17 protein-coding genes are annotated in these 18,966 nt (G+C 32.7%); 1 reads left to right on the top strand and 16 read right to left on the bottom strand.

Going from position 1 to position 18,966, the window contains the following annotated elements; all coding sequences use genetic code 11:
- Nucleotides 1-54 precede the first annotated feature (54 nt).
- From RT250_RS11710 to RT250_RS11690, 5 genes are all read right to left on the bottom strand, one after another.
- On the bottom strand, nucleotides 55-1,056 hold the full coding sequence (locus tag RT250_RS11710; RefSeq protein WP_313114927.1) for a glycosyltransferase family 2 protein: 1,002 nt from the start codon (nucleotides 1,054-1,056) through the stop codon (nucleotides 55-57).
- Entirely contained in the window at nucleotides 1,053-1,571 is a 519-nt protein-coding gene (locus tag RT250_RS11705) for a GNAT family protein (protein WP_313114926.1), read from the bottom strand. The genes RT250_RS11710 and RT250_RS11705 overlap by 4 nt, the downstream gene beginning before the upstream one ends.
- Entirely contained in the window at nucleotides 1,568-2,281 is a 714-nt protein-coding gene (locus RT250_RS11700) for a WbqC family protein (RefSeq protein ID WP_313114925.1), read from the bottom strand. The genes RT250_RS11705 and RT250_RS11700 overlap by 4 nt, the downstream gene beginning before the upstream one ends.
- A 106-nt stretch (nucleotides 2,282-2,387) precedes the next feature.
- Nucleotides 2,388-3,392 carry a hypothetical protein gene (locus RT250_RS11695; RefSeq protein ID WP_313114924.1) on the bottom strand — a complete coding sequence of 335 codons (1,005 nt, stop codon included), beginning with the start codon at nucleotides 3,390-3,392 and terminating at the stop codon, nucleotides 2,388-2,390.
- Nucleotides 3,393-3,483: 91 nt separating this feature from the next.
- Nucleotides 3,484-4,140, bottom strand: a complete 657-nt coding sequence (locus RT250_RS11690) for a PglD-related sugar-binding protein (protein WP_313114923.1) — start codon at nucleotides 4,138-4,140, stop codon at nucleotides 3,484-3,486.
- Between the two features lie 321 nt (nucleotides 4,141-4,461).
- Between RT250_RS11690 and lplA the strand changes: the two genes are divergently transcribed.
- Nucleotides 4,462-5,463, top strand: coding sequence for a lipoate--protein ligase (gene lplA, locus RT250_RS11685; RefSeq protein ID WP_313114922.1), 1,002 nt, complete (start codon nucleotides 4,462-4,464; stop codon nucleotides 5,461-5,463).
- 510 nt (nucleotides 5,464-5,973) lie between these two features.
- On the opposite strand, the gene azu is transcribed toward lplA, so the two are convergent.
- The 11 genes from azu to RT250_RS11630 all read right to left on the bottom strand — a co-directional run bounded on the left by azu (nucleotide 5,974) and on the right by RT250_RS11630 (nucleotide 18,945).
- Complete coding sequence (azu, locus tag RT250_RS11680; RefSeq protein WP_185099016.1) at nucleotides 5,974-6,492, bottom strand: azurin; 519 nt, start codon at nucleotides 6,490-6,492, stop codon at nucleotides 5,974-5,976.
- 514 nt (nucleotides 6,493-7,006) lie between these two features.
- Nucleotides 7,007-9,373 carry a GumC family protein gene (locus tag RT250_RS11675; RefSeq protein WP_313114920.1) on the bottom strand — a complete coding sequence of 789 codons (2,367 nt, stop codon included), beginning with the start codon at nucleotides 9,371-9,373 and terminating at the stop codon, nucleotides 7,007-7,009.
- Between the two features lie 4 nt (nucleotides 9,374-9,377).
- Nucleotides 9,378-10,136: a polysaccharide biosynthesis/export family protein gene (locus RT250_RS11670; protein WP_313114919.1), complete on the bottom strand. Its 759-nt coding sequence runs from the start codon at nucleotides 10,134-10,136 to the stop codon at nucleotides 9,378-9,380.
- Between the two features lie 64 nt (nucleotides 10,137-10,200).
- Nucleotides 10,201-12,168, bottom strand: coding sequence for a polysaccharide biosynthesis protein (locus RT250_RS11665; RefSeq protein WP_313114918.1), 1,968 nt, complete (start codon nucleotides 12,166-12,168; stop codon nucleotides 10,201-10,203).
- A complete protein-coding gene (locus tag RT250_RS11660) occupies nucleotides 12,168-13,310 on the bottom strand; it encodes a DegT/DnrJ/EryC1/StrS family aminotransferase (protein ID WP_313114917.1) in 1,143 nt (380 codons plus the stop codon). The genes RT250_RS11665 and RT250_RS11660 overlap by 1 nt, the downstream gene beginning before the upstream one ends.
- Before the next feature lie 383 nt (nucleotides 13,311-13,693).
- Nucleotides 13,694-14,263: a sugar transferase gene (locus tag RT250_RS11655; RefSeq protein ID WP_313114915.1), complete on the bottom strand. Its 570-nt coding sequence runs from the start codon at nucleotides 14,261-14,263 to the stop codon at nucleotides 13,694-13,696.
- Entirely contained in the window at nucleotides 14,263-14,904 is a 642-nt protein-coding gene (locus RT250_RS11650; RefSeq protein WP_313114914.1) for an acetyltransferase, read from the bottom strand. Before RT250_RS11650 ends, RT250_RS11655 begins: the two co-directional genes overlap by 1 nt.
- Nucleotides 14,905-14,906: 2 nt before the next feature.
- Nucleotides 14,907-15,509, bottom strand: coding sequence for a sugar transferase (locus RT250_RS11645; protein WP_313114913.1), 603 nt, complete (start codon nucleotides 15,507-15,509; stop codon nucleotides 14,907-14,909).
- Between the two features lie 107 nt (nucleotides 15,510-15,616).
- Nucleotides 15,617-16,774, bottom strand: coding sequence for a glycosyltransferase family 4 protein (locus RT250_RS11640; protein WP_313114986.1), 1,158 nt, complete (start codon nucleotides 16,772-16,774; stop codon nucleotides 15,617-15,619).
- 165 nt (nucleotides 16,775-16,939) lie between these two features.
- Nucleotides 16,940-17,929 carry a glycosyltransferase family 2 protein gene (locus RT250_RS11635; protein WP_313114912.1) on the bottom strand — a complete coding sequence of 330 codons (990 nt, stop codon included), beginning with the start codon at nucleotides 17,927-17,929 and terminating at the stop codon, nucleotides 16,940-16,942.
- Nucleotides 17,930-17,976: 47 nt separating this feature from the next.
- Nucleotides 17,977-18,945, bottom strand: a complete 969-nt coding sequence (locus RT250_RS11630) for an EpsG family protein (protein ID WP_313114911.1) — start codon at nucleotides 18,943-18,945, stop codon at nucleotides 17,977-17,979.
- Nucleotides 18,946-18,966: the final 21 nt, after the last annotated feature.

The raw sequence follows: 18,966 nt of genomic DNA, 5'->3' as shown, positions 1-18,966 counted from the left end.
TATCGAGAATAAATTGATTTTAAAATAATAGTTCTGTTATTGAATTCCATTGTTTTATTTATTATAAATTAATCTATTAGCTTTATCTTTAAGAATTTTTAATTGAAGCGGAATTAGGCTTATATACAACCTTTTACGCTCAATTTTAGTTTTAAGAATAGGTTTAATATCTCTATATACTTTTCTAGCTGTTACAATTTTTGCTTTAAGTTCGGGGGTTTGAATTTTTGATGAAGACATCAAACCAGAAATCCTGAGATTGATAAGCTTATACGACAACTCTATATATTGTTCTCTTATAAATTTATTTTTATCCTTTTCATAGATTTCTTTAAAGATATAATAATGTGCTAATAACAATTCCTGAGGTGACCTTCCGCTATATACTCCGCGATTATGCCGATTATACCCTGCTAGTATTTCTTTACTGTAATACCCCTTTTTAGTTTTTAAGATATGATAAAAGAGATGAACGTCAAATGGGGAATCGTAATCTTCTAGAACCTTAGCTTTATCCGACAAGTTTTTAATAAGAGCTGTAGAAGGTCTTACAAACCAATGTTTTATTAAGTCTCCTAAATCAAAATAAAAACCTTTACCATCCTCTTTTTCTACAGAAACTATACCCTTTTTCACAATCGGTTGTACACTTTCTTCAGTAACTATGTTATAGGCGCTACAAATCATGGAATAATCAGGATTATTTTCTAAAAAGGTTACTTGTTTTTGAAGTTTATCCTCGCCAATCCAGTAATCATCTCCCTCACAAAGTGCTATATATTTTCCTTTAGCTCGAGGATAATTGAACCTCAAATTGATACCACTTGGCTTTCTAGACCATTGATTTTCAGTTTGTAAAATAGGTTTTACAATTTTTGGATACCTCAGTTGAAACTCTTTAATTATAGCCTGCGTACCATCGGTAGAGGCATCATCGTGAATTAGAATCTCAAAATCAAAGTCACATTTTTGATTTGTCAAGCTTTCAAGACATTTTCCTATAAACTGTTGGTGATTATAGGTGATGCACAATATGGAAACTAAAGGTTTCTTCATATTTCTCTTATCAAATAAGTTGAGGTTTCTCCTACATTTTTTACATAAAAGCCAATTTTTTTATATACATATATTAGAACCTGGTTATCGTTACGAACTTCTGTATGTATACTCTTAATAGGTATTTTATTGGCTTCAACATTGATACCAAGTGCTTTTGCAAAATCCTTGCTAAGTTTAATTGTTTTAATCGAAATCTCTGAAAATCGACCTTCTAAAAACTTTATAAATTCAATTATTAAATTCACTCCTTGACCACGATATTCCTTTTCAATACTGAAGTTCGTTATAAAAAGAAACTTATTTTCCGAATTGAAATAACTTGCCATAAGTCCTATTAATAGGTTTTCATTATAATATTCTAAGCGAATAGCACTATCTACTAATTTCTTTGAATATTCATCTATATCGACATAGGTATGTAAAGCAGGTTTAAAGTCGTTATCTACTCGCCAAAGATGTTCTTTTATTTGCTGCTCAGTAGATTTGTTAAAGGTATATGTAAGCGATATCATGGATTAATTATTTCGTAATGTTTTAAAAACTCACTTACTTGAGAAACATCGTTAAACATACAAACATCCATTATTGAAAGAAAAGGTATAAAATTATTCTCAAACTGTGAATACTCTATTTGACTAGTTCTAAAAAAGAGTAATTCCAAATTTTCTTGTTCAAAGCTTTCTGAGTCATATAAGTGCTTCCCTCCAAAGGAATTTATATAGTGAGTTGCCTGTAATGCTTTACAAACTCCTATAACCTTATCCTGTGCCCTCAATAAGTGGACATCCTTCCCCAATTTCGAAAATACTTTAATAGGAGTTTCAATTTTTAAGTAATCTTTTATACAATATACACTATTGAGTATGTAATCGAATAGATTGCGTTCTTCATAACATATAATTTTCTCAACTACTGGAAAAAAATCATTAAAATAAGGAGCTTTTGAATAATTAGCTTTTATACGCCTCAATAACCTACCTGCTTCTTTATCGAAATTTTCGACTAAATAACGCTGATCTACATCTAAAAAATCGGAATCTTTCTTTAATGGCAATGTAAAAAATGCATCTTTTCCATTTTGAAGCATTCGATTTCGACGAATCCAACTAGCTTTAGAAAACTCTATGTTATCGTAAATTACAAATTCATCCACCATTTCCATCAATTGAAAATATCCTATATAAGGTAAGAAATAGGGTTGCATGATTCCAATTTTCTTCATTTATATTTTACTTATAGTTTTAATAGACTAATTTTCTTAATTAATTTAATTAGAACGGCATTTATAAAATAAACCTTACGAATAATTAAATTTCGTTTAAATTATATTATGAGAGATAAACCTTAGGGATAGTTCCTAATTTATCCAATAATCGCTGATTGATTATTTTCCACTCCTGTTGCATTTTTTTTAAAATATCATCAGACGGAGCACGGAGTTTATAAAAATCATCAAATGGTTGTTGTGGTAAGCGTCTCATCTTATTTAACGCCAAACGCTTTGTCAATATATTTTCAAATACTTCTTCATTATTATAGCCCGATTCCAAGCGTTCTAAACTAATTCTATTAAGATGATTTAAATAGGGAAATAACACGTGCTCCCCCATTCCCCTGCGAAATTGTTGATTGACATATAATAAATTAGCCTGTTCTTCTTTCTTTAAAGATGGATTATCATTCCAAATTGGTAAATTTTTATTTGTAATCCCCAAAAGCTGTGAAACACTCGCATTAATTTCAATTTCAGGATTACGTTTCCAAGTTTCAAAAAACTGTAAATGAATATTCGTATCGCCAAAACTTTGTTTTAAAAAACCATACACTTGAGGATAGTTTAGAAGCTCCCAAAAATTTCGATCTCGGTAGCTCCAAACCCACTGAATAAAATTGGAAAAAGTCTCTGGATATCCCATTCTAAGAAATTCACCATATAAAGACTTTAAAAATCCAAGCTGTTCTCGAATCACTACTAAAACATTAATCTCATAGCCCTCAAATAATAATTTGATTCGCTCTGTAATTGTTTCAAATTCTAAAGATGAAAATGGAAAAACCAAGGTTTCTAATGAAAAAACAGTGGTCTGGCTCGTACTGTTAACAAATTCATCAACTATCTTCTTAGCTTCTTTAAAATTGCGGTTGAAATACGGTTTATTGGCATGCTGTAGCAAGCTTTGAAAAACAAATTCTAAACCATCATTAGCATAGCTAAGATGATCTCCCACACCCATACCTGCAAAATCAATTTCTGGATGTTTCTCAAAGAATGCCTTTTGAAGACTAGTGGAAAAACACTTCGGGTATCCCATATGAATCCATACTTTTCTCATAATTAATTTTTGAATTTTTGTAAATATGTAGGTTATAGAATAATATATCTAACTAGAGAGTCTTAATAGAGTCACTTCTCAAACGTATACTTTATAAAAGTTTTATCTTCGAGGAATCATAACTTTGCTTTTCAGTAGCTTTGTTTAAGTACACTGAGGCAGGAGCTGTACTCTTAGAAATTGTACATCCCATACCAATAACTGTATATTCTTCTAGTGTTATATTTGGACCAATTATAGAACCTAATCCTATAAAAACATTATTTTTCACATATACATTACCAGCTAAAATACTGGCAGATATAAAACTATTGCTGCTCACTTTGCAATGATGCCCAATTTTTGATCCAATTAAAGTGGTATTATTTCCTATTTCAACAAAACTCGAAATCCAACAAAACTGATCAATAAAGACATTCTCTCCAATCTTAACAGTTTTATCAATGAATGGCGATGGACAAACACAGTTTACAAAGCTATATCCATTCTTTTTACACTCTTGAAAAATTTCTTCTCTTGCTCGATTTACCCGTTGTGGACCAACAGCAATAAACAACTTAAATTCGTTATTGGGGTAAATGTCTTTTATATCCTCGTAAGAAATAACGGGATAACCATTTAATTCTGGTGTGTTAAGAAATTCTCTTTTAACTGTAAAAGCAACAACTTCATGTAAGTTATACTTTGTCATTAAATTCGCTGTAAGTTCAGCATGTCGGCCAGCGCCATATATTACAACTTTATCCATAGGGATCCTCACTTATTAAAAATTAACAAGAATTATTGGGGAGAAAGTCAGTTTTGCTATCGGCAAATATAAGATAAAAGCATCTAATATAAGCTTTCAAGTAATTTTTAAGAAATATTTAATTTAAGTACAATGCGAAACAAATATTTAGAGCCAAAAGTACAATTATTAATTCAATTAGATTAAATTTTCGCAAACACTTAATTTATTCCGCGACTTATACTCATTGCTCCTAAATTAAATAAAGACTTTTCAAACCGCTCAATAAAATAAACGATTGATAAATCCTATCTTTGAGGTTTAAATCACAAATAAAGAACTATGATTTTTATAGAAAATGAGGATGTCACCAATCCACGGCTAAACCTAGCTTTAGAAGAGTATATTTTGCGAAATTTTAGTGCAGAAAACGATTATTTATTGTTTTATATAAACGAGCCTTCTATAATTATAGGACGTAATCAGAACACTTTAGAAGAAATTAATCACGAATATGTCGAGGATAATAATATACATGTAGTGAGAAGAGTTTCTGGCGGGGGAGCGGTTTACCACGACTTTGGAAATCTTAACTTTAGTTTTATTACCGACCACGATGTAAAGAGCTTAAACAACTTCAAAAAATTTACTGCACCCGTAATTAGGGTATTAAACAATTTAGGGCTTGATGCTGAATTAAAAGGCCGAAATGATATTTTAATAGACGAGAAAAAGATTTCGGGTACAGCCCAGTTTTCTACAGGAAAGAGAATGTTTAGCCACGGTACGCTACTCTTTAATACTGACTTAGGTGAAGTTGTAAATGCACTAAATGTAAAAATGAGTAAAATCGAATCTAAAGGCCACAAATCTGTGAGAAGTCGCGTTGCGAATATTTCAGAGTTCTTAAATGACCCACTTACTATAGAAGCATTTAGAACTTTACTTCTTGAAGGACTTTATGAAGAAAGTGAGCCTTTTGAAACCTACCGCCTCACAGCAGACGAATGGAAAGCTGTTCACCAATTGAAAGAAGAAAAATATGACACTTGGGACTGGAATTATGGTAAATCTCCAAAATTCAACATTCAACGCAGCAAACGCTTCCCTATCGGAGAAATAGATTTGCGAATTTTTGTCGACAAAGGGCTAATTAAGGAGTTTAAAGTATATGGCGATTTCTTTGGAAAAGAACCTGTAGCAACCCTAGAAAACCTATTAGTAGAAACCCGATACGAAAAAGAAAACATCACAGAAATCCTTCGAGATATTAACCTAAAAGAATATTTTGGAGATATAGATGAGGAAGAATTTATAAACTTGGTTTATGGGGATGATGAGTAGTTTTACAGTTATGAGTTCAGAGTTATGAGTTAGGAGTTAGGTGTTTAAAATTCAGAATGCAGTATTAACAATTATGAATTCAGATTGCGGAATTCAGAATTATGAGGATAGTTTGCTAGTTAGGAGTTCAGAGTTAGGAGTTAGGAGGTATGAATTATGAGTTAAAGGTTTAAGATGCAGAAATCAGAATGCAGATTTAATAATTCAGAATGCAGAATTCAGAATTTAGTGTGAGTATTTAAATATCATAAGGAAAAATCGTGATTCTTGACTCGTATTTCCTTTGCCCTAGGTCCTACGTCTTAAGTCCTATATCCTAGGTCTCGCCTATTTTGTCTTAATTCTAGATTCTTGGCTCTTATGCCTACATCCTTTGTCTTACGTCCTATGTCCTACAGTCCTACGTCTCGCGTCTCACATCTCAAATCTCAAATCTAAAATTCAAATCTGTCCCAAAAAAAAAGCCACATTTAAAATGCAGCTTTTTTTAATAACTATAGGTGCTAAAGTTTATTCAACAATAAACTTCCCTTGCATAAGCGCGTAATGCCCAGGAAAGGTACATAGAAAGGTATAGGTGCCTGCAGCAGGAGCGTCAAACTCTATAGTAGTTGTTTCTCCTCCGCCAATCATTTCGGTATGGACAATAAACTTATCTTTCATATCTGCAGGGATATAGTCAGTTTCCTTTGCTAAGGCTGCAGCTTGTCCCACTGTGGCCATATCGGCGTCTGCAGTAAGTAATGCCCAGTTATGTCCCATTACATCTTCAGACATTTTACCTACGTGCTTAAGTGTAAGTTTTACTTTTTGCCCAGCTTTAACGCGAATTTCACTCTTGTTAAATTTCATTTGGTCGTTTCCTTCTATAGTAACAACAGCTAAATTAGGATCTGCATTAATATCTTCAGTAACTTCTTTCTCTACTGTTTTCTGAGTACCAATTTTCATCTCAGTTTTTTCTTCTTTTTTATTATCCCCGCAACTCATAACTAATGCAGCAGCAAAAACTAATAATAACTTTTTCATGGTTTAAAAATTTTATGGTTATACCTAAACAAAGCTAACTGCTATAATCAGCATTTCAAAATTAACACATCAATTCTTTAAATTATTGTGAAAAATATAACAAATTTATAGTTTTAAAATAAAGTTGTTTTAATAGTTATGAGTGTAGAGTTCAGGGTTAGGAGTCTAAAATTCAGAATTAAGAATTTGGGATTTACTAGTTAAGATTTATGAGTTATGAGTTATAAGTTAAGAGTTATGTTAAATGCAAGTTGAAGGACGATGGGTGGTAATCGTAATTATTTGAGAAAAGTCTAGATTCTAGATTCTTGGCTCTTACACCATACGTCCTATGTCCTACGTCTTAAGTCCTACCGTCCTATGTCCTACGTCTTAGACCCTAATATCCTAAGTCCTACGTCCTATCGTCCCAAGTCTTATAACTTGTCTCTAAAAACATCTATCCATCAAAAAAAATCCGAAACAAGCCTAGGCCTATTTCGGAAATTTTTATAGTTGACATTATAGTGTTGGATTACTTCCCAAACATCTTTTGCCAAAATGTCTTTTTAGTCTGTCCATAAGTATATCCATATTTATTACCATAGCCAAAATTATCCATGGAAACGTTATTTAGTACGAATGCTAGATTTTTTAACTTCCCATTCTTTCTGTTATCTAAAGGAAAATTAAGTAGATTTTTATAAGTAAACCCAGCTCTTACTGTATAAATTGTTATATCAGCAAATTTATTTATCAAAATAGTATCAGTCACGAGCATCGAAGGTGCTGTATCGACCACAACATAATCAAATTTAGCAGCCAACTCATCGAACATTTTTGCGGTGCGATCTTGCATCAATAATTCAGCAGGATTAGGAGGTACAGCACCGGCTGGCATCAGCCATAAATTTTTCTGTATTGACGCGGGTTGTAAATAGTCTTCTGTAGAAGTTTCTGGATAGACCAAATACTCAACTACTCCTCTATCATTTTCACCATTAATATAGCGATGTAATTGAGGGTTTCTAATGTCGGCACCCACCACTACTACTTTAGAACCACCATTTGCTAGCGTAACCGCTAAATTTGCAGAAACAAAAGTTTTCCCTTCTCCTTTTACTGTAGAGGTAACAAAAATGATTTTCCCTCTAGATTTATCATCAAGTTTATCAAGGAATAAATATTTTAAATTAGTACTCAGTATTCTAAATGACTCGGCTAAAATAGAGGTATCATTCTCTGTAATTAAATCTTCTTCCTTTCTTCCTAATTCTGGTAGTTCTCCAACTATTCCGATTTCTCCAGCATGACGTTCTAAATATCCCCGATTCCTAATTTTGTTGTCTAAAAGTTGTTTTAGATAAATAACTGCAAATGGTATTAATAGCCCAAGCACTATTGCTCCAAGAATATAAATCTGCCTTCTAACAGGTATTGTTTCGCTGTACGCTTGATCAACAACTTTGGCTCTAGGAGAGGTAACGGCCATGGTAATGGCATTCTCCTCTCTTTTTTGAAGCAGATATAAGTACAATGACTCTTTTACTTCTTGTTGTCTTACAATACTTCTAAAGGTTTTTTCTTTATCTGGAAATTGACGAATATTAGAGCCTACGGTTCCTTTTTCTTTATAAATTTCTCTTAAACTTACTTGCAACGACTGTTTTGCATTTAGCATGCTTTCCATTACGTTAGCACGCACTTCACTGATTTGTTCATCGAGACCGACAACCAACGGATTTTTAGTAGTGCTACTTTGCAACAAACGATTTCGCTCCATAATTAATTCGTTGTATTCCTCAACAACAGGGGAAAAACCTTCTTCGCTTCCAGCTAGATTTGCTGGTAATAAATCAGTATCAGAACTGTTTTTTAGATAATCCATCATGGTATTAACTAAAGCAATTTGAGTCTCAACGGCAATTTCTTTTTGTTTTGCAGCATCTGAATTTTGAAGATACATCCCTCCTTCTGCTTCAATATTTGTAAGCAGGTTATCTTTCTTAAACTCAACTTTTCCTGTTTCAACACTGTCTAGTTCGTTGGTGATTATTTCCAACCTGCCCTCAATAAAATCGGCTGTATTTTGCGCTATTCTATTTCGATCATTCATAGATTCAATATTGTATTGATCTATTAATTCACTAAGAGTTGCCTTAGCCTTTTCTGGAGAATCAGACACTAAAGTAAGTAATATAACCGTACTGTAATCGTTTAATGGACCAACGGTAATAGAGGATCGAATACCTGCAGCTACAGATTCTTTACTTCTAATTACTACACGAATTTCATCGAATTCACCTTTATTTTCTGCGTTTTTTAATCCTCCGACGTTGGGAGTTACTAAAATGGAAGTCCATCCCAAATTTACAACATCACCAAAATTATAAATGCCAACCTCTTCTTTAGCATTATTTTTTAAACTGAATTCTACACTTGATAAAGGCAGAATATAAAAAGAGCCACTAGATGTATTTTCTTTGTCAGATTCGGATATTACTTTGACTTCGAAGGCTGGGTTTTTAAAAATAACGGCATCCCTTATATTCCCCTCTTTATAATAAGTTACGGAAAGATTTAGTTTATCAACTACCCGTTCAGCTAAATCTTTTGAACGCAAGATTATCATCTCATTTTCAAAATCAGAATAATTCATCATATTAGCTAATCCCATATCTTGAAAGGCAGCTAACTCTGACTTCTCTTCGTTTTTAATTAATACTGTTGCTTTGGCGCTATAAGTTGGAGTAGTGTAGCGCAAATAAATTAAAGCAGCAGTCAATGCTATAAGAACACATCCTAAAAACCAAGGCCAATTTCTTAAGTACACATCTATCTGCTCTCTAATCGAAACTCCTTGTTGTTGCTGTTCATTAGTATTTTGAGGAAGATCTTGCATATTTCTATTTAATGAAAACGACTACTAAAGTTGTAATGAAAGTAGCTATAGATATTAGGTATGTTGCAATAGGGTTAATTCCAGATTGTTGAACGACTACATTGTTTGGTTCAACGTATACAACATCGTTTTGTTGTAGATAATAGAATTCGCTCTCCATAATATTTACATCTCGCAAGTCTAAATAGGCGTAATCTTTTTTCCCGTTATTTTCACGCAGAACCAAAATATTATCGCGCTTACCATAAACGCTTAGGTCCCCCGCAAGACTTATTGCCTCTGTAAGCGTAAGGCGTTCTCCTTGTACAGAGTACGTCCCTGGACTATTAACACCTCCAAGTATACTCACTTTAAAGTTTAAAACATTAATAATCACTATAGGGTCTAAGATATATTCGGATATTTGTTCGGTGAGTTTATCACTTAATTCTACTCTCGTAAGTCCTGCAGCTTTTATTTTCCCTAAAACAGGGAAATTTATACTTCCATCTGCACCAACTAAATACCCTTGTCGTTCTGCTAATAATCCTCCACTAGATTCCAAAACCAAATTAAAAGGTTTTACTGCAATAGGATCATAAGCTGTAACAGTGATATTTAAAATATCGTTAGGCTTTATCTTAAAATCACTCTGTACGCTATCCAGTTGCGCTAGTTGTTCAGGTAAATTCTGAAAATAAACTATTTCCTTTTTGGAGGTGCAAGAAGCTATCAGTAAAAGGACAAATACTGAGAAAAGTATTTTAGTTACGAATTGTTTCATTTAAAATTATTTATTGCAAATATAATTTTTTATTGATAGCGTTAAAATTGTAATCCAAATAGAATTATTCAATTTGTTTATCCAAAGTTGAATATTCCGAATTTTGGCTTACAAATTCAGGCACTAATATTTTAAGCTTTTTGATAATATCCTTCTTTTTCCCCACACTATCCGCCATAAGTTCTAACTCATCAATTGCATTACAAATAACCGTATATTCATGAGGCACTGTACTGCAAACCATAATTTTAGGATGATATGTTGGCAGTGTATTTTCCCCGTCTATCAAAAGTTCCTCATACAATTTTTCCCCTTGCCTCAATCCTACTATTTCTATAGGAATATCTTTATAGGGTTTAAAGCCACTAAGTTTAATCATTCGTTCGGCCAAATCTAATATTTTAACAGGTTTCCCCATATCAAAAACAAATATCTCTCCTCCTTTTCCCATGGTTCCCGCTTGTAATACTAGCTGACAAGCTTCTTTAATAGTCATAAAATAACGAATAATATCCTTATGCGTTACCGTTACTGGGCCACCATTTTTAATTTGCTCTCTAAAAAAAGGGATTACCGAGCCATTACTCCCCAAAACATTTCCAAATCGCGTAGTGATAAATTTAGTTTTTATCCCCGGGGTACGCTGTAAGGACTGTACAAACATTTCAGCAGCCCGTTTTGACGCCCCCATCACGTTACTCGGGTTTACTGCTTTATCTGTAGAAACCATTACAAAACGTTCACATTCGTACTTTACAGAAAGCTCTGCCAAGGTGCGTGTTCCTACTATATTTGTTCTAATAGCCTCCCTAGGATGACGCTCCATCATAGGTACGTGTTTATATGCCGCTGCGTGATACACTACGTCAAACTTAAACTTTTTAAAGATACCCTCCATTCTCCCTTTCTTGGTTACATCGGCAAGGAAAATGCTGTAATTAAGATGCGGGAAGTTGTTTTTTAAATATATCTCTACCCCGTGTAACGGACTTTCGCCATTGTCTAAAACCACTAATAATCTAGGATTTAGTTCAGCTATTTGTCGAACTAATTCACTTCCTATACTTCCTGCTCCTCCAGTAATTAGAATCGTTTTATCTTTAAGATCTTTTGATATTAGCTCTATATCTGTTTCAATTACACTGCGCTCCAAAAGGTCCTCGATTCTAAGAGGGTCAATCTTTAATGGTTTTTTTGAAATATCACTCCATTGCTCTGGCAATGATAAATTATAAACTTCAAGCCCTACAGAAAAACACGCTTCGGCTATAGCGTTTCGTTCGTCAACAGAAAGTAAATCTCCAACAAATAATACGCCATCGGCATTTTGCTTAGACTTGGTATTTTCTAAGTTTGTTTCAAGATCATCATCTGTATAGCAAACTGGAAGGTTCAAGATTTTAAATCTCTTTCGCTTTTCTTTAGTGGTTAAAAATGCTACCGGTCTATAAATAGAAGCAGAATCGGATAAAATAGCATGTGACAACGAAATTGTTTTATCGTCAATTCCCAATACAATAACGCGCTTTTTTAAACGGCCCGCAGTAGCTGCAGCGCGAAGAAAGCGATACATTTCCTTTATGGTAATTCTAAAGGCAAGTAATAAGGTTAACGATAAGAAGGTGTAAAGTAATATGGTAGTTGTAAGGAATAGCTTCGTACCATTAAAATAATAAAACACCATATTTCCTGCCATAGTAATAGCTAGAAATGCCAAGGTAGATTTCACAAAACGATACACATCGGCAAAGGTGCTATGCCTAATAATCCCAGAATAAGTTCGGAATACAATAAAGCACAAAAAGTGTAGGCCTATTAGCACTAAAGCTTTTTGTGGAATTGATAAAAATTGATTGAAAAATACTGGAGTTTCACTTAAGATAAGCCAAGTAAGCAAAAAGGAGACGCCACAAATAGAAAGGTCTATTAATGCCACTATCCAACGCGGTAAATAGCGTTGTCCTAAAATAAAGTCTCTAAACCTACTGTAAAGTCTAAAGGCAAGAAAAGTAAATTTTCCTGGCATTTTCATTATACGCTATTTTTTAAATAGTTAATAACGGTCTCAGTAATCCTTGATCTATCTGCATCATTTAAATTACTTCCTGAAGGCAAACACAAACCAGTTTCAAAAAGTCGTTTCCCTACCCCATTTGCATAGGAAGGTGCATCCTTAAATACAGGCTGTAAATGCATTGGTTTCCATAAAGGTCTTGCCTCGATGTTTTCAGTTAATAAAAATGTGCGTAGGGCTTCAGGATTTAATTTTGCTGTGGTATGTGTAAATGTAATACAACTCAACCAATGATTGCTGTAAACTTTTTCATTTGTTTCTTTAAAAACCTCTATTTCGTTTACATCTTTAAAAAGATCTTGATAAAATAAATTCATATCCCGTCGTAAAGACACGTGTTTATCGAGAACTTCCATTTGCCCGCAGCCAATACCTGCACTAACATTGCTAAGTCTGTAATTATATCCAACTTCAGAATGTTGATAATGTGGTGCGTCATCTCTGGCTTGAGTTGCTAAAAATATGGCTTTATTTTTATCGTCAAGATTGTTTGAAACTAAAGCTCCTCCACCTGAAGTGGTTATTATTTTATTTCCATTAAAAGACAAGATTGAAATATCGCCAAAAGTTCCACATTTTTTGCCGTTATAACTACTCCCCAGAGCTTCAGCACTATCTTCCACAATAGGAATTTCATATTTATCAGCAACTGCTCTTAAAGCTGTTACCTTATACGGCATACCATACAAATGAACCGCCACTATTGCTTTAGGCTTTTTCCCTTTTGCTATTCGGTCTTTAATAGCGGTTTCCAATAATTCAGGACACATATTCCAGGTTTCCGTTTCGCTATCTACAAACACAGGAGTTGCGCCTTGGTAAAGAATTGGATTGGCAGAAGCTGAAAACGTCATACTTTGACACAGAACTTCATCTCCATTCCCTACGCCTAAAATTATTAATGCTAAATGAATTGCCGAAGTTCCAGAACTAAGGGCCGCTACATGACTTTCTGACTGTAAATACTGTTCCAATAACGATTCAAATTGGGAAACGTTTGGCCCTAAAGGTGCTATCCAATTTGTGTGAAATGCTTCTTTTACAAAGTCTAATTCACTACCGCCCATGTGGGGTGAGGAGAGGTAAATCTTATCTTTCATTAATTATAGAATAATTGAAAACTACTTCTTGTGAAGTTACATTAATTTTTGTTAAACACCTCACGTATAATAAGTTTCAGTTAGATGACTCTTTTGCTTAAATAAACAGGAATCAGGGAGGTTGCAAAGATATAAATTATTTACCCAAATACACCAACAACATTCTAGTACTCGATGAATAGTTTATAAGCAAATAAAAAATATCAGCAGTTTAAAATTATAAATCTTAGGTTCTATCAAACTAAAGAGAACTACATTTAACCCTAAATTAACTTAGTTTATTGATTGAAAACTCAAGTTTAACCTAAAAAATCAACCAAAAATAAACTCCAAATTATTAAGAATTATTTCTAGATTTTTCGCCCTACGTCTTACGTCCTATGCTATAAAGAAAGTAAACTGGAAATTATTATTTTTGTAGACGCCTTTAAAATTTTAAAATCCTCCTTCATTGACCGCTGGTAGTAATACTCCAAATTCATCGACACTTTATCTGGAAATATAATATTGTCGTTATAATATTGGGGATTGTCTTGAGATTTTAATAAACTTTCTTCATTGTAATATTTTATGGCTGCCCTACTAAATAAGCCAGGTTTTAATGCTAAAATTTTTCTAGCTTTACCTTCTAAGGCATCATAATATCCCGGAACATCGGGACGTGGACCTACAAAGCTCATTTGCCCTAAAAGAATATTCACTAATTGGGGAAGTTCGTCTAATTTATATTTCCGTAAGAAATTTCCAAAAGTGGAAATATCTCCATCTTTTGAAAAAGTCTGTATTTTAAATATTGTAAAGCTTTTCCCGAATTGACCTATTCGCTTTTGTAAGAATACACCTTGACATTTTGTATCAATGGAAGCAATTATCACTAAAAGTAAAATTATTAAACCAAAAATTAGCAGTCCAGTAACTGACAAGACTAAATCAAAAAATCTTTTAAAAAACATTAGGTTTTTTTAATAATCCTAGCAGGAACCCCAACTGCTGTACAGTTCGCCGGAATTGACTTAGACACTACGGCTCCAGCTCCAATAATGGTGTTCTCTCCAATTTCTAACTGATTAATAATCTTTGCTCCAGTACCAACATACACAGCTTTATGGATAAGAACCTCCCCTGAAATATTTACTGAAGGCATAAAAGAAGAGTATTTATTTATAGTTGTGTCATGACCTATTGTACACATTAGATTCAAAATTACAAAGTCTTGAATAGTAATATTACATGTCAAAATATTACCTGCACAAATAATACAGCCTTTTCCAATATCAACAAAATTATCACTATTAATAACAGATGGATGAATTAAAGTAGGGAATTCTAAATAAGGATTAATAAGTTGTTTGACAATTTTTTGCTTAACATCAGGAGCACCAATTGCTACAACAACCATAACGGGAGTAGAAATATTATTCAAATTTTTTAATCCCCCCAAGACCTCATAACCATTAATTTTAGTTCCAACTTCAAATCCATCATCATAAAATCCTTTAAACCTATACGTTGGATGAACTTTATTAATATCATCGATTAACGTCTTAACTTCTCTTCCAAAACCTCCAGCACCAATTATAACTAAATCTTTCATAATTAATTTCCTTTAAATGATTCGGCAGTAACTTGCCCTTCTTGACTAATCCCTTCTTTTATAAATACTTTCTTAATCGTCATAATAAATATTTTAACATCAAGTAAGAACGTTTGATTGTTGACATACCAAACATCATATTCAAACTTTTTTTCCCAAGACACAGTGTTTCTCCCATTTACTTGTGCCCAACCTGTTATCCCTGGCTTTACATCGTGACGATGGCGTTGAATCTCATTATATAAAGGCAAGTACTCTGGTAATAACGGTCTTGGCCCGATAAAACTCATATCGCCCTTAAGCACATTAATAAGTTGTGGAATTTCGTCTAATGAAGTTTTTCTTACAAAGCTCCCAATTCTAGTTAAGCGCTCGGAATCGGGCAACAGATTGCCTTTAGAATCTTTTTTGTCGTTCATGCTTTTAAACTTAACTATTTTAAAAATTTTCTCATTCTTCCCAGGTCTACGCTGAAAAAAGAAAGGCTTACCATTATTTGCAATTCCCAAACCAACTGTAACCACTAAAAATATAGGGGATAAAACGATCAACCCTATTAGAGCTGTCAAAAAATCAAACAATGGTTTTACTATGTTTCTATACATGAATTAGATTCTTAAGGCGTAAAATTACTTAAAAGAAATGAGGTATAAACAACACAATTTAAATAGAGAATTAACCTTAACTTTAATAAATTAGAGAAAATTTAAAATTAATTGTTTAAACAATTTTTATACTCTTTCAACAGAGCTTCCCATATTTCCTTTCTGCTATAATTTGTAACTATATTCTGTCTTGCAGCAGATTTTAATCTCGCATATAATTCATCTTCTGTAATAATTTGTTTCATTGCCAAAAATAGTTCTTCTGCATTTTTAGGAGGTACTATTAATCCATTAACATCTTGATCTACAATTTCATTACAACCATTGATATCCGAAACAATACTCGGTAACCCCATGGCACCGGCTTGCATAACCACATTTGGGAATCCTTCACGATAACTCGGGAAAGCTAAAGCATTAGCTATCGCTAAATAAGGACGTACATCAGGTTGATATCCAACCGAAACAATTTGAGATGTATTTTCTATAGCATTTAATGTTTCGGAGCTTAAGGGATCCAAATCACTTTCTAAGGGACCTACTAGCAGCAGGGAGATATTGCTATTTGTTTTTAAAAGTTTTGAAAATGCCTCCACTAACTCATTAATACCCTTATCTTTTACCAGTCGGCCTACGAATATATATATAAAATTATCTTGGGGAATCTCTAACTGATTTCGTAAATCAATTTTGTCTTTTTCGGAATAATGATTTGGATTAAAATATTCAGTATCTATTCCGTTACTACTACCATTTCCAATAATTGCAAGTTTAGAAGGATTAGCAAGCTTTTCATTTACAATGAAATCGTATAGCCCCTTAGAATTAGGATAAATTTTGGTAGCAAATAGATAGGTTAATTTCTCAACTATATTTAGAACTATACGCTTTGCTCCTTTAGCTTCCATTAATGGAAGACCAGCTACGGTATGCAATCTGTTAGGCACTCCCGCAAGCCAAGCTGCGAGCATTCCTACGATACCTGCTTTAGGAGTATGGGTATGCACAATTGCAGGCGATTCTTTTTTCAGGTATTTATACAGTTTAACCACCGCCTTTAAATCTTGCCAAGGGGTGATTTTTCGCGTCATTTCTATATAATAGGTATGGTAGTTGTTTTTCTCACCTAATGCATAGAGTTTTTCTTTATCTGCTGAAATAGCTGTAACCTCAAAATAATCTTGCATAAACTCCAACTGCCCTTCTAAAAGTTTTTCTAGGGAAATTGGGACGGTTGCGATGCGAATGAGTTTTGGTTTTAACATCATTTAAATAATTATGTATTCAGCAACTCTCTTTCGAATAAAAATAACAAGAGTGATTATTATAATTCCTTTTAATATTTAATTTTAAGATTATATGTAAGTCATTAAAGTGTAAAAGGACAATCAATTTTAAATGTCAATATCAATAGTAAGGGTAAAAGTTTATTAGGTACTTAAAACATTTTTAGTTTTTAACAGAAAAAAATATATTAGAAAACCACGGTCTAAAAACAGTCTAAAATAATTTCTTTTAGTCTCAAGACCTGAATAGCTTAAACAATAAAGGTTTTCTTTTTTCAAATCATCTTTTAAACTGATTGCTCTGGAAGCCTCAATATTATATTTCCAAAGTAAGTAAAAAATATTAACCGTACTTAATGTATATTTCTTTTCGAAATATTTAATTTCTAGTGGACTAAACGCACTATTATTCTTCTCAAAACTTTTAAAAGATCGTAAAATCATCAAACTATCCTGAAGTAATTTATTTTTTACCTTACTATCATTATTTCGTGTTATTGAACCCTTAGTCTGAACGAAATTTGCCATTAGTATATCTATTGAGCAGACATTTTTAAAATAGAAAAACGCACGAGTATTAAATTCGGAATCTTCACTATAGATTCTCTCTTTAAACCTTAATTTAGAAATTGATTTTTTATTATAAACTTTATTACATGCGGAATTTATTGTCTTAACATTTAAAAAATATTCCATTCCGTTGAAAATTTTTTCAAGATGGTCTGGGACGAATTGAGTTTGTATTATATTTTCTTCTGTAACCAGATTACAGGCCATTTCAAATACATCTATATTATTAAATTTTTCATCTCTGATTTTTTTGTATATTTTCAAAAGACAATTTGGCTCTAAATAATCATCGGCATCTAAAAAAATTAAATATGTTCCCATGGATTTCTCTATTCCTGTATTTCTTGCTCCACCCAAACCCTTATTTTCCTGGGAATATATTTTAACATTTGTTTTTCCTTCAGTAATAGTCTCAGCAATTTTTGTACTGTTATCGGGTGAGCCATCATCAATAATTACAACCTCAAAAAGATTATCTTCGATATTCTGATTATAAACAGAATTTAGGCAACGCTCTATATATGAGGCAGCATTATACACAGGGATAATTATAGAAAAGACCATGGAGCTCAAAAATTGATTAAAGAATATGATATCATAAAGTACATATATTATAAATCTAATACAACGTTCATAAAAAAAGTGAATCCAAAATAAGTTGCTAGAATCAATCCAATTTTTTTATGTTGTTTTTCCAAAATGTATTGTTTTAGTAAGGGATATATAATAACCAAGCTAATCATAAACCATGATAAATAAGCAAAACGATTAGAAAAGTTGGCTCGGATAACCAATATCCAAAAGGCATTCGATAAAACATAAGTGTTAAATAGCCAAAAGTAAATTTTATCCTTATAGTTTCTTTTAAAGATGTAAAACCAACCAGCAAAAACAGCAGTAGCTGAATATAGCAAAAAGTCCCAACGAAATCCAGTGCTACTAAAATTATCGTTATTTACATTTCCTTCCGTAAGATAACTCAAGCGTTCATCTGCAAATCCTAAGCTTGCAAAAAAACCTTCAAAAAAGCCACCTCCCACTAAAGACAAGGGGATGCACAAGAGCCATATATAAATAAGTTTTTTAGGTTGATTATAAAAATTAGCCAAAATAAATGCCGCTGTTGGCAGTAACATCGTTTTATGAAAATTGATAGCCAAACAAATCCATACAATTTTCCAAAAAAGTTTTTTCCTAGATATGGCTAATAGAAAAAAAGATCCAGCAATTCCATTTCTTATCCCATTAGTGCCATAAGCCCAAAAAGAAAAAGAGGTTACAAGAAATAAGAAGCCATAAAACCAATATGTTTTAAACCATTTCCTCGATACTGCTATCATTGGCGCTAAATACAAAAAAGCACAAGTTAAAAAATAGGCGTTAGCAGTCATTATTTGGGAACAAAACTTTGTGAAAGTATGGAAAAAAATATCCTTCGTTGAAGTTATGGGAGCTCCATTTGAATATTGAATAAACAACCTATTATAGGTTCCCATATCATCAAAATACCGACCACTAATTGGCCTTAACCCCATATACAAAAGTAAAAAGATAAAATAAAACCCTCCTACAACCTTCATATAACTAAAATTCGTCTTACT

Origin of the sequence: Aequorivita sediminis (assembly GCF_032080575.2) — a bacterium.
Lineage (GTDB): Bacteria > Bacteroidota > Bacteroidia > Flavobacteriales > Flavobacteriaceae > Aequorivita > Aequorivita sediminis.
Note: the sequence above shows the minus strand (reverse complement) of the source record. Positions and strands in the feature narration are given on the sequence as shown.